Consider the following 11,732-nt stretch of genomic DNA (forward strand, 5'->3'; position numbering starts at 1 on the left):
CGCCGGGGTCAACGCCTTTGGCTTTGGCGGCATCAACACCCATGCCATTCTGGAAGAAGCGCCGCAAATCGGCGCCGGGCCGTCGTCGGCGACCTGGCCCTGCGAATTGATCGTGATGTCGGCGGACACGCCTCAGGCCCTTGCCGCCAAGGCCGACGCCCTGCGCGCGACGCTGGCCGAGCGGCCGGAAATTCTGGTCTCGGAAGTGGCTGCCGCCCTGGCCGCCGAAGCCGGGACCGGGGCCAGCCGTCTGGCGCTGACCGCTGACTCGCTTGCCGATCTGGACAGCAAGCTGGGCAAAGCGTCCGAGCGGCTGTCCAAAGGCCGCGGCAAGTTCCAGATGCGCTCGGGCATTTTCGCGTCGGATGAACGGATCGACGGCAAGATGGCCTTCGTGTTTCCGGGCGAAGGCGCGCAATATCAGGGGATGCTGGGCGACGTTCTGATTGCCTTCCCCGAGGCCCGCAACTGGTTCGATTTCTGGGATGGCATCTATGGCGACAGCCGCCCGATCGCGCCCAGCACCTGCGTATTCCCGCCGCCCTCGACCCTGTCGCCAGAGATGTCCGAACGGCTGGAAAAGGCGCTGTTCGGGCTGGAAGTCGGGTCCGAGTCGGTCTTTGTCGCCAGCCAGTCTCTGCTGGCGGTCACCGAACGTCTGGGCCTGCGCCCCGACGCGATGGTCGGCCATTCCAGCGGCGAACACAGCGCCCTGCGCGCGGCCGGGGTGATCGGCGGCGATGACTGGGACGGGCTGAAAGCGCGGATTCTGGACCTGAACCGTCTGTATCAACAGATGGAAGAGGTCGGCGCGGTTGCGGCGGGGGCGCTGTTGACCGTCGGCGCGATCGACCGCACCCGCATTCTTGAAATCGCCGAGGCCGACGACATTCATCTGGCGCTGGACAATTGCCACCACCAATCGGTGCTGTATGGCACCCGCGCGCGGATGGAGGAAATCGCCACCCTGCTGCGGGCCGAGGGCGGGCTTTGCGCCTTCCTGCCGTTTGACCGGCCCTATCACACCTCGCTGTTCGCGCCGGTCGCCAAGATGGTCGAAGGCGTCTATGCCAGCATGGAATTCCACCCGCCCAAGCTGCCGCTTTATTCCTGCGCTACCGCGCAGCCAATGCCGCAGGACGTGGCCGAGATTCAACGCCTTGCCGCCGAACAGTGGCAATCGCGGGTGCGGTTCACCGAAACCGTGCAGGCGATGTATGACGACGGCGTGCGGCTGTTTGTCGAAATCGGTCCCTCGGCCAATCTGACCGGCTTTATCGAGGACGTGCTGAAAGGCACCGACGCGCAGGCGCTGCCGCTGGATTCGCGTCGTCGGCCCAGCCTGCAAACCCTGCTGCAAACCATGGGTCGGTTGTGGCTCGCCGGGCGCGATGTCGCGCTTGCGGCGTTGTTTCAGGACCGCGACATTACCCCGACCGATCTGGCAACCCCGGCCAAGCCCAGCCGTGCGCGGGTGTTCGACAACACGCTGCAACTGGTGCGCCTGACCGAAGACGAGGTCGCGCCGCTGCGGGCCCGGTTTGACGCGCTGCGGCCCGAAATCACCGTGCCGATGGACCAGCCCGAGGCCGAGCCGGTTCTGACCGAACATTTTGCCCTGATGCAGCAATTCCTTGGGATGCAGGAACACGTGCTGAGCAGCAGTTTTGGCGACATGCACCAGATCGAACCCGAGGCGCCGCTGCATTTCCTGCACCGGGTGCTTGAACTGGATGAAAACCACCTGATCGCCGAATGCGATGTCGATCTGGAAACCGACCAGTTCCTGCGTGACCACGTTCTGTATTGCACCGAAGTCTCGGATCTGGACCCGTCGCGTGTCGGTCTGCCGGTCGTGCCTTTGGCCGTCAGCATGGAAATGCTGGCCGAGGCCGCGGCGGCGCTGGCGCCCGATCTGACGGTGCTGCGTCTGGAACAGGTGCGCACCTATGACTGGGTGCTGGTCGAAGACGGGTTCGACACCCTGACGATCGAGGCCACCCGCCTGACCACCGGCAGCGAAGAGGCCCGGTTTAACGCCCGCGTGCGGCGCGGCGAGTCGACCCTGATGGAGGCCAATGTGGTTCTGGGCACCGCCCAGCCCGATGCCGGGTTCACCTTGCCACCGCTTCAGGCGCCGCTGGCGCCGGTGTGGCGGGACGAGGATCTCTATACGACCGGCATGTTCCACGGGCCGCTGTTCCACGCGATCTCAAGTCTGAGTGCCTGGGATCAGGGCGGGCTGGACGCGGTGATGGCGGATACGCCGCTGGATGATTTCTCGCCCGATATGCCGAATGCGACGCTGATCCTGAACCCGGCGCTGCTGGATGCGGTCGGGCATATCACCGCGTTCTGGATCGCGCAGGGCATGGGCACGGATTTCAGCTCGTTCCCGTCCAGCATCGAACGGATCGACCTGTTCGATGCCCGGCGCGAGGACACTGCCGGTTTCCGCATCGGCGGCCGCGTGGCGTTCGAAGGCGGCACTGACGGGCCGCGCTATCTGTGTGGCGATTTCACCTGCGCCACGCCCGACGGCGCACCGGTTCTGGCGGTGCGCGGCTGGCGCGACCGGTTTTTCGAAGTGCCGCACAGCTTTTATCATGCCCGCTACAAGCCGCGCGATGGCTGGTACGGGCAGGATCAAAGCGCGCTGTTCGCGGTCTTGCCCGAGGCCGGTCTGGTCTGGTCGGTTCCGGCCTTTCCCGCCGGGTTCCTGAATGACGCGGGCGGCATCTGGCGCCGGGTTCTGACCCACACCGTGCTGACCCCGGATGAACGCGCCGCGTTTCTGGCCCTGCCGCCCCGTGCCGCCAGGCGCGAAGATTGGCTGGTTGGCCGGATCGCCCTGAAAGAGGCGACGCGAGCCTGGATCGACCGGCATTATGGTCTGCTGCTGTTGCCCGCGGATATCGAAATCGGCGTGACGCCTGACGGCAAACCCTTCGCCACTGGCGCGGGCCTGTCGGCGCTTGGCCCGATGCCGGAACTGTCGTTGACCCATACCGGCGGACAAGCCTTGGCCGTTGCGGCGGCGCCGGGCGTGTCGGTCGGCATCGACATGGAGCGCGTCGGCCGTATTTCTACGCCGGACCTGATGGCCGGGGCGTTCTCGGACGCCGAGCAGGCGATCGCGCTGGCGGGCGAGGCCACGGACGAACGCGCCATGCGGGTCTGGTGCGCGAAAGAGGCCGCGGCCAAGATGATCGGCGTCGGCCTGACCGCGCGCCCGCGCCGCTTTGCCTTGCGGACGCTGGACGTGGCAGGCAATCAGGCCATCGTCGATGCGCCGGAACAGCAAAACATCCACGTCAGCCAATGCCGCGATGGCGATATGATCCTTGCCGTCGCCTTTGCCGGCACCTGAAAACAAAAACGGCCGCCCAATCACCGGGTGGCCGTTTCTTCGTCAGATCTGGCGGATGCTCAGTCCGGATCGTGCCCGATCAGCACCTCAAACCCGGTATGGCTGCCGTCAAAGGCATTTTTCGAGCGTTTGATCCGGGCAAGGAACTGCATCAGGTTGGCGTGGTTGCTGGTGCCGACCGCCAGACCGATGCTGGTCGAGCACAGCGTGCGAATGCCGGTTGAGGCCGGGTTGCCACAGCCATCGGACAGGATCATTTCCCATTCTTCGCCATCCTTGCTGGCCCAAAGCTGATAGCCGCCGATGATTTCCCGTCCCTTGTTCAGGGCCTCGACCGGTTCCCAGTTGTGGGTGCCGATATAGAACACACCGTCATGTTCACACATCGACCAGACGATCGAGTTGAACGGATCGTCCAGACCCGGCCCCATCGCCGAAAGCGGAATTTTCAGACCATCGGGGGTAAAGCGGGCCTCGCCAAAGATCAGATCCCAGCTGCCATCGTCATGGACGCGGATCAGCTCGGCTGCGGCGGGGCCGATGTCGTGGGCCTTGTCATAGCCAAAGCCGGTGATCCCGCCGCCGACATAGAGCGCACCGTTGAATTCGGCCATCGCGGCAGTGGCAAAGTTCTGGGCATAGCGGAACCCGCCGAACGCCAGAACCTTTTCCCATTTGTAGGGCGCTTTGCCTTTGGCGTCGGTGCGCCACAGCTCCATCCCGGTGACCGGGTTGCCGGTGCCGGCATAGACATAGTTTTTGGTCGCCGCGAGCGAGAAGATCGCGCGGTTGCCGTCTTCGCCAAAGCCGATCTCGCAAGCGTCCTGCCACTTGCCCGAGGCCGGGTCGGTGCTGACATAGATCCGGGCCTCGGGGGCAAGGTTGCGGTCGATATATTCGTTGGTGATCGTGCCGACGGGGGCGACGAATACCTTGTCCTTGAACGCGGTCAGGCCGCGGAAGGACAGAACCTCGTCATTGCCAAAGCCGGGTTCGCCGACGATTTCAAAGGTCTTGCCATCCTCGGACCGCAGGATCGTGCCGCCGGTCCGCGACAGGGTCGCCACATACAGGCACGGGGCCTTGTCGCTTTTGCCCTTGAACACCAGCATTGAACGAAAACCGAATTCGCGCGCCATAAAGTCTTCGGGGGTGCGCGATTTCAGCCGGTCGGTGACTTTGCTTTCGACCCCGACGAATTGCACGTCGGGCACCGAGGCGCGCTCGGTGGTTTCGATCAGCTCGGGCTCATAGACCGTGGTCCATTCGCGGGTTTTCAGATTATAGGCCATGATGCGCGGCAAGGTGTCTTCGCCTGCGGTCGAGGGCGAGGTCGCCCCGACATACAGGCTGTCACCAAAGGCCGCCATCGAATGCGCGATCGCGTTATGCGCGCGCCCGAGGCCTTTCTTGGCGATGAATTCGAACTGTTCGGTGGCCAGAATGTCGCCCATGGTTATTGATACCCGAATTGATTGGCCAGTTTGACGACCGGTCGTGTGAAATGTTCGCCTGGACGCCAGTCGATCGCGTCATCAAGGCGCGGCTCGGAAATCTTCTGCATCCGTTCGCGGTCGAGGTTGGGATTCTTCAGAAAGTTGGGGTCGTTGCCATAGGGCGCGCCTTCGGGGCCGACGCAGGCATAGGGTGAATTCTCGGGGTGCAGCATCTCTTCGATCGCATCGGGGCCATCGTCGATATCCAGCCATTGCGCGATCTGCGGCAGATAGGTGTAGGGGTCGGTCATCAGCCACTCGCCCTTGATCCGCATATACTGCCCGGTGGGCAGGGTCGCGCCGAAATCGGCGGCGTTCTGATTACAGCGCAGCCACAGCTGTTCGGGGTCCAGCAAGGTGCGGCCGCCCGTGCGCTTGCCATAGTTCTTGTGCAGTTCCAGAACCGATTTCCCGGTGGCGCGGGGATGGCGGACGAGATGCAGAAAGCTGGCCTGGGGAAAGTTGCTGTACATCCGCTCAAGCGCGTTCGGCATCAGCGTCAGGCTGGGGCTTTTCTCGACCAGAATCTTGTCGCCCACGGCTTCCTGAATAAAGTCGAACACCTTGCGCGTTGGCCAATGAGCGTTCTTGATGGTCCATTGCCGGGCGCTGACGATGGTTTCTTCGGTCTGCTTGCCTTCGACCAGTTCCGCGATCGTGCGCAGGATGCCATCATGGCCCAGCGGCAGAACATGCCCCAGCGCATTCCACGCCTCGCCCAGCGTGTCACCCAGAAACAGGTTCAGTTCCGGCAGGCCATAGGTCTGAGGATGCTGGCCCAGAATCGAGCCCGTAACCGAACTGAAGCTCCGGGGAGCAGACAAAAGAAATAATGGTTCTGGCATGAAGTTTCCCAAGGTCTGGAGAGCAAACCGCTGTGGCGCGTCGTATGGTGTTTCGAACGGGGTCAATCTATCGGTGGGTCAGTGGAGTTGCCAGTATTTTCTGGCGTTTTTTCCGGTTGGCGCCGTCTCGCTGATGTGAAGGCAGTTTGATTGCGCTCTTGCCTGATCGTTGTTACCGTGTTGCAAAACTGGATGAAAATATCACGGTTCAGGAAATGCCGAACCCGGCTTTCTCAAGGGAATTGAGGCAAAACCAATGTCAAAACTTACATCAATCACCGCAGCAATCGGCCTTGCCGTCGTGCTGTCGGTTTCCGGGTGTCAGACCGCGACCAGCGGCCCCATCCGGGATGCAATCAAGGCGCGGCGCGACGCGAAATCGGATGTGGTTTCGGTCGCTCCGGGGCTGGATCTGTATTCGATCGTTCATGGCGGCATCACCCGCACATTTTATGTGCATGTGCCGGATAATTTCGACTCGTCGGCCAACAAGGGGGCGGTGTTCGCCTTTCATGGCGGGCAGGGCACCGGCGACAAGACGGCCGCAACCTCGGGCCTGCCGGCTGCGGCGGACCAGATGGGCTTTGTCGCTGTCTTCCCGAATGCCGGCGACGGGCGCCAGTGGAATGACGGGCGCGAGACCACGACCTCCAAAATCGACGATGTCGGCTTCGTCCACGCAATCATCAACCTGCTTGAGGACGATCTGGGCGTGAACCGCAACCACATCTTTGCCACCGGTATTTCGAACGGCGGCATGATGGTTCAGCGTCTGGCCTGTGATGACACCCGCGATTTCGCAGCGTTCGCGGTGATTGCTGCCAATATGCCCAGCAATCTGCTGCCGGTCTGTAAACCCAGCCGCGCCGCTCCGATCATGTTCTTCAACGGCACGACCGACCCGCTGATGCCGTTCGATGGCGGGGTGATCAAAAGCTCGAAACTGTTGGGGGCCGGGGCCGGTGGCAACGTGGTGTCGAACGCCGAAACGATCGCGTTCTGGACGTCGGTCAACCATTGCGGCGGCGAAAGCAAAACCTCGCTGCCGGATCGGGTGAATGACGGCACCACGGTTGTTCAGCGCACGTTCAGCTGTTCGGGGTCCGAGGTGATTTCTTATCTGATCGCCAATGGCGGCCATACATGGCCCGGCGCGGATCAGCGCGAGATGCGCGTGACGGGTAAAATCACCAAAGACCTGTCCGCTACACCGACCATGTTGAGCTTTTTCCGCAGATATGGTCTGTGACAGCGCACCGCGCCCGAAATCGGGCGCGGGCTTTATCTGGATGATCTGATTGACTGCGACGACTGAAATGAACGCCGGTGGCGATACTCTTGCGCGACCGGTCTTTGTTTTGGCCGGGCCATTCTGCCATGGCGCGCATCTGACCGCGATGCTGGGGCGGAATCCGGGGGCGTATGGCCTGCCGGAAACCAACCTGTTTCTGCAAAAGACCCTCGACGGTTTGCTGCGCGATCTGACCGGGGCGCGCGGGTCGCAAATACATGGGTTGATCCGGGTGCTGGCGCATCTCTTGACCGGCGAGCAAACGGTGCTGTCGGTCGAAGCCGCCCGTCGCTGGCTGTTCGAACATCTGCACTGGCCGACCCATTGGGTGTTCGATTTCCTGCGCGCCAAGGTTGCGCCGTTGCGTCTGGTCGAGCGCGTGACGCCGACCGTGCTGGAGGCCGACGCCCGCGAACGCCTGATCGCCCGCTACCCGGACGCGCAATTCGTCCATATCACCCGCCACCCGCGCAGCCACGGCAAGGCGGCGCTGAAAGACGGCGGCGCGGTGGTGACCCTTTTGGGCGGCTTCGATGAATCCGTGACCCCGCATGTTCTGGACCCGCAATACCTGTGGCTGCGGGCCGAATATGCGATCGAAACCATGACCGGGGCCTTGCCCGAGGGGCAGGTTCTGACCATTCACAGCGAAGACCTGCTGACCGACCCCGATGCCACGCTGACGCGGATCTGCGACTGGCTGGGGTTGCCGTCGGACGCGGCCGCGCTTGAGCGGATGAAGCACCCCGAGGCCTCGCCCTTTGCCCATCCCGGCCCGCTGGGCGCGTTGATGGGGGACGATGCCGATTTTCTGGCCAACCCGGCTTTGCCTGTCCCGGATCCCGAGACCCGGCTTGACGGCCCGCTGCCGTGGCGCCCCGATGACGCCGGTTTCTCTGAGCACGTGACGTCGCGTGCGAAAAAAATGGGATACAGCTGAGCGCCCGAAATTTGGGCGCCTAGTCGTCGGATGTGCTTTGAAAACGGTCCAGAACGTCGAGTTCGTCCATGAAGATCGCCATCAACGCCCCCAGAACATCGACGCGATAGGTCAGATCACGACGCCGGGCCTCGATCTCTTCCTTGGTGGACGAGGTTGAGATCGGGCTGTCGCCCAATTCGATCAATAGCGGATTATTAAGGAATTCCTGCACATAGCGCAGTTGCTGCTGGCGCTCTTCCTGCTGATGCATCAAGTCCTGAAAGCTCATGCCGCCTGAGGGCGTGGAGTCGTCCAATTCCTTGGGGTTTTTCGAGTCATTCTGCACGGAAAACGATCCATCCTTAATCATCGCCGGTAACATAGGGGGCTTGATAGGCAGTGTCGACGCACTTACGTCAAATTTTGAGCTTATATTCAGTCGGCGGTTGCTCGTCCCTTGCGTCGGATGATAGATGTCTCTGCGACTGCAAACTGGTCCTTCGCTGTGCCTGAAAAAGGGGCGGGAAAAGCCGCCGGAATGCGTGAGGAATTGTTAAGGAATTAGGAGTTACGGTGTAATGAGCGTTTTGATGATTGGGCTCGACGGGGCCACGTTTACGCTGCTGAATATGTTTTGCGAGCAAGGTGTGACTCCGTTCCTCAAGTCACTGATCGACGGCGGCACCAAGGCCGGCCTGATGTCGACCCGCAACCCGCTGACACCGCCGGCATGGACCTCGATGACCACGGGCCGCAGCCCCGAGGCACACGGCATCTATGACTTTCTGCGCCCGTCGTTCCTGAACGATGGCAGCGTCTATCTCAAGGTCAACGACAGCCGCTATAACCACAGCGAAACCCTGTGGTCGATGGCCAACCGGGGCGGCCTGCGCGCCACCGCGCTGAACTTTTACGGCCATGCGCCGGCGCCCAAGATCGACGGCTATGTGATCTCGGGCTTTGTGCCGTGGAAATACCTGCGTCAGGGCATCCACCCGGCGGGCCTGTTCGACGAGATCAAGGGCCTGAACACGCTGGACTACAAGAACCTCGGCATGGATATCGGCGAGGAAAAGAAATGCGTGCAGGGCCTTCTGGAAGGCGAGCACGAGGACTGGATCGAACTGCAGAATGTGCGCGACGCCGCATGGGCCGACGTGACCTGCATGTTGATGAACAAGGACCGCACCGACATCACCGCGGTGGTTCTGGATGGTCCCGACAAGATTCAGCACCTGTTCTGGCGCTTCCTCGATCCGGAATATGCTTCGGAAGACGATGACGAATGGGTTGAGGAAATGCGCGCCCGCTCGATCGACTTCTACCGCGGCATGGATGAAAACATCCGCAAAATGGTCGAAGCCGCCGGTCCTGACACCGATGTGCTGATCGTTTCGGATCACGGCTTTGGCCCGACGACCGAAATCTTCTATGTCAACGAATGGCTGTCGCGGAATGGCTATCTGACCTGGTCGAACGTCGCCGAGAACGATGATGTCGGGCAGTTGACCGCTGAAAAGATCAAAGACCATCTGGGCATGATCGACTGGAAGAAAACCAAGGCTTTCAGCCCGACCCCCAGCAGCAACGCGATCTATCTGAAGAAAGACTTCGGCAATGGCGTTGGTGTGACCGAGGACGACTATCTGGATTTCTGCCTCAAGCTGCGCGACGAGCTGCTGAACATCACCGACCCGGTCAACGGCGAGAAAATCGTCACCGCCGTCGATCTGAACAAGATGCGCGGCACCGGCTTTGTCGAGCCGTGCCCGGACCTGACCCTGCACCTGCGCGACGGTGGCTTCGTGTCGATCCTGCATGCCGACGAAGTGCTGAAACAGCGCGAGCATCCCGATGGCACCCACCGCCCCGAAGGCGTGTTCATCGGCTATGGCCCCAGCTTTGAGCAGGGCAAGCATGTCGATGCTCTGAACCTGCTGGATATGACGCCGCTGATGCTGACCCTGCTGGGTCTGCCGGTGCCGAACGATCTGGAAGGCCGGGTGCCGCTTGAGGTGCTGAAAGGCGACCGTGAGGTCAAGAAAGCGGCTAAGACCGTGACCGTGGAAACCGCCGAGGATGACAACGAGCCGACCGAGGAAGAACGCGAGGCCCTGCTGAAGCAGATGAAAATCCTAGGCTATATGGACTGATCCAGTGACGCGTATGGCGGACCTCTTCCGGCGGATGTCGGAGAGGCCGCCGCGCTTTGCGGATCGGGATGGCACGCGCACATGGCGACACTGAATCTGCCAGATGTCCAGCTAAGCTATCAGCAGCTTGGCCAAGGCGTGCCGGTGACGCTGATTCACGGTCTCGGCACCAATATGGCGTTTTGGTATCTGGGGCCGGGCCGGCTGATGATGCAGCAGGCGCAATTGCTGATCTATGATCTGCGCGGCCACGGGGCCAGCTCGATGCCGCCCTCTGGCTATACGCTGGACCGGATGGTTGCCGATCTGGCGGCACTGCATGACGCTTTGGGCATCACCCAGACCCATCTGGTCGGCCACAGCTACGGCGCGCGGGTGGCGCTGGCCTATGCCGCGCAATATCCCGAGCGGGTCAAATCCCTGACCGTCGCCGATACCCAGATCCGCAGCCTGCAACCGCCGATGACCTTGGCCGAGTGGCCCTATTGGAGCCGTTGGAAGGCCGATCTTCTGGCCGCTGGCGCCCAAGGCCTGCCGGATGATGACGAATTGATCGACTTCCGTCTGCTGGCCGATCTCAGTCAGCACATGGGGGGCGGGCGCGGGGCCAAAGGCGGGGCTGCGCCCAAACGGCGCATCAATATGAACTCGCGCCGGATGGGCGAACGCGGGCAAAAGCGCTGGGAAACCCTGCTGGCGGAAACCACCGCCAAGGCCGAGCTTCAGGACGAAGGCGCGCTGGATGAACAGACCCTGTCGGCGATTCAGGTGCCGACGCTGTTGATGTATGGCAAGCTGTCCCATTGCGTGCCGACCTCGGATATTCTGCTGGACCTGATGCCCAACAGCCGCCGGGTGCTGATCCCCGAGGCCGGGCATTTCTTTCCCGTGGTCAAGCCGCGCCTGTTCGCGCGGTCCTTTGCCGGGTTTCTGGCGGTGACCGGCGAAACCGCTGATGGCACTGGCCCCGGTGGGCAACGGGTGCGCCTGCGCCGCCGTCCGCTGCAACGGGCCCGCCGTCGCGCCGGGGACGCATTGTGAGCGCGCGCGCCGTCAGCGTCGTAACCGGCGGCACCAGCGGCATCGGTCAGGCGCTGGCCATTGCCTTTGCCCGTCGCGGCGATCACGTGGTGGTCGTCGGTCGCAATCCCGAACGTCTGGCCGAGACCGCCCGCCTGTTGGCCGAGGCCGGTCCGGGGCGCCATCTGGCGCTGTCCGGCGATGTCGGCAAGCCCGAGGACATGACTGCCATGGCGCGCGCCTGTTCCGATCATTTCGGCCGGGTCGATGTGCTGGTGGCCTCGGCCGGGATCGGCGCCTCCGAGGGCGACGCCCGCCGTCTGCCGCCGCCGACCAAGGATCTGGCGCTGTCGGAATGGCAAACCGTCGTCGATGTGAACGTGCATGGCGTGTTTCTGGCCAATATGGCGGTCTTGCCGATGATGAAGGCGCAAGGCAGCGGCGCGATCGTGAATATCTGTTCTTCGACAACCCCTTACGGGTTGCGGGGCCGGCCCTTGGCCCCGGCCTATTGTGCGACGAAATTCGCCATGGCGGCCTTTACCCGCGCCCTGGCCGATGACGTGGCCGCCGATGGGATCAGCGTCAGCGCCGTCTATCCGGGGTCGGTCAAAACGCCGCTGATCGAGAACACC

Annotated in this window: 9 protein-coding genes; 6 read left to right on the top strand and 3 right to left on the bottom strand. The window is 62.6% G+C overall.

All coding sequences use genetic code 11. From position 1 onward, the window contains the following. The coding region (locus ABYW26_RS03840) for an acyltransferase domain-containing protein (protein ID WP_372603475.1) at positions 1–3,370 on the top strand (3,370 nt) is incomplete at its 5' end. 59 nt (positions 3,371–3,429) lie between these two features. Here ABYW26_RS03840 and ABYW26_RS03845 read toward each other — a convergent pair. Then, entirely contained in the window at positions 3,430–4,824 is a 1,395-nt protein-coding gene (locus ABYW26_RS03845) for a hypothetical protein (RefSeq protein ID WP_372603476.1), read from the bottom strand. 2 nt (positions 4,825–4,826) lie between these two features. Further along, complete coding sequence (locus ABYW26_RS03850; protein WP_372603477.1) at positions 4,827–5,711, bottom strand: sulfotransferase; 885 nt, start codon at positions 5,709–5,711, stop codon at positions 4,827–4,829. 256 nt (positions 5,712–5,967) lie between these two features. Here ABYW26_RS03850 and ABYW26_RS03855 point away from each other — a divergent pair, with 256 nt between their 5' ends. Next, entirely contained in the window at positions 5,968–6,960 is a 993-nt protein-coding gene (locus ABYW26_RS03855; protein ID WP_372603478.1) for a PHB depolymerase family esterase, read from the top strand. Between the two features lie 49 nt (positions 6,961–7,009). Then, positions 7,010–7,942 carry a sulfotransferase gene (locus ABYW26_RS03860; protein ID WP_372603479.1) on the top strand — a complete coding sequence of 311 codons (933 nt, stop codon included), beginning with the start codon at positions 7,010–7,012 and terminating at the stop codon, positions 7,940–7,942. A 19-nt stretch (positions 7,943–7,961) separates the two neighbouring features. Here the strand turns inward: ABYW26_RS03860 and ABYW26_RS03865 are convergent, their stop codons facing one another. Further along, entirely contained in the window at positions 7,962–8,294 is a 333-nt protein-coding gene (locus tag ABYW26_RS03865) for a hypothetical protein (RefSeq protein ID WP_372603480.1), read from the bottom strand. A 208-nt stretch (positions 8,295–8,502) separates the two neighbouring features. On the opposite strand from ABYW26_RS03865, the gene ABYW26_RS03870 reads away from it, so the two are divergent. The 3 genes from ABYW26_RS03870 to ABYW26_RS03880 form a co-directional block, all read left to right on the top strand. After that, positions 8,503–10,077 carry an alkaline phosphatase family protein gene (locus ABYW26_RS03870; protein WP_372603481.1) on the top strand — a complete coding sequence of 525 codons (1,575 nt, stop codon included), beginning with the start codon at positions 8,503–8,505 and terminating at the stop codon, positions 10,075–10,077. An 81-nt stretch (positions 10,078–10,158) separates the two neighbouring features. Continuing rightward, positions 10,159–11,118, top strand: coding sequence for an alpha/beta fold hydrolase (locus tag ABYW26_RS03875; protein ID WP_372603482.1), 960 nt, complete (start codon positions 10,159–10,161; stop codon positions 11,116–11,118). Beyond that, the coding region (locus ABYW26_RS03880; protein ID WP_372603483.1) for an SDR family oxidoreductase at positions 11,115–11,732 on the top strand (618 nt) is incomplete at its 3' end. The genes ABYW26_RS03875 and ABYW26_RS03880, both read left to right, overlap by 4 nt.

The sequence above is a fragment of the Actibacterium sp. genome, from assembly GCF_041584535.1.
In the GTDB taxonomy this organism is placed as follows: domain Bacteria; phylum Pseudomonadota; class Alphaproteobacteria; order Rhodobacterales; family Rhodobacteraceae; genus Actibacterium_D.

Excerpts from the sequence above, each read along its gene's own strand:
- ABYW26_RS03855 (WP_372603478.1), top strand. The coding sequence starts at position 5,968 with ATGTCAAAACTTACATCAATCACCGCAGCAATCGGCCTTGCCGTCGTG.
- ABYW26_RS03865 (WP_372603480.1), bottom strand. The coding sequence starts at position 8,294 with ATGATTAAGGATGGATCGTTTTCCGTGCAGAATGACTCGAAAAACCCC.
- ABYW26_RS03870 (WP_372603481.1), top strand. The coding sequence starts at position 8,503 with ATGAGCGTTTTGATGATTGGGCTCGACGGGGCCACGTTTACGCTGCTG.
- ABYW26_RS03875 (WP_372603482.1), top strand. The coding sequence starts at position 10,159 with ATGGCGACACTGAATCTGCCAGATGTCCAGCTAAGCTATCAGCAGCTT.
- ABYW26_RS03845 (WP_372603476.1), bottom strand. The coding sequence starts at position 4,824 with ATGGGCGACATTCTGGCCACCGAACAGTTCGAATTCATCGCCAAGAAA.
- ABYW26_RS03850 (WP_372603477.1), bottom strand. The coding sequence starts at position 5,711 with ATGCCAGAACCATTATTTCTTTTGTCTGCTCCCCGGAGCTTCAGTTCG.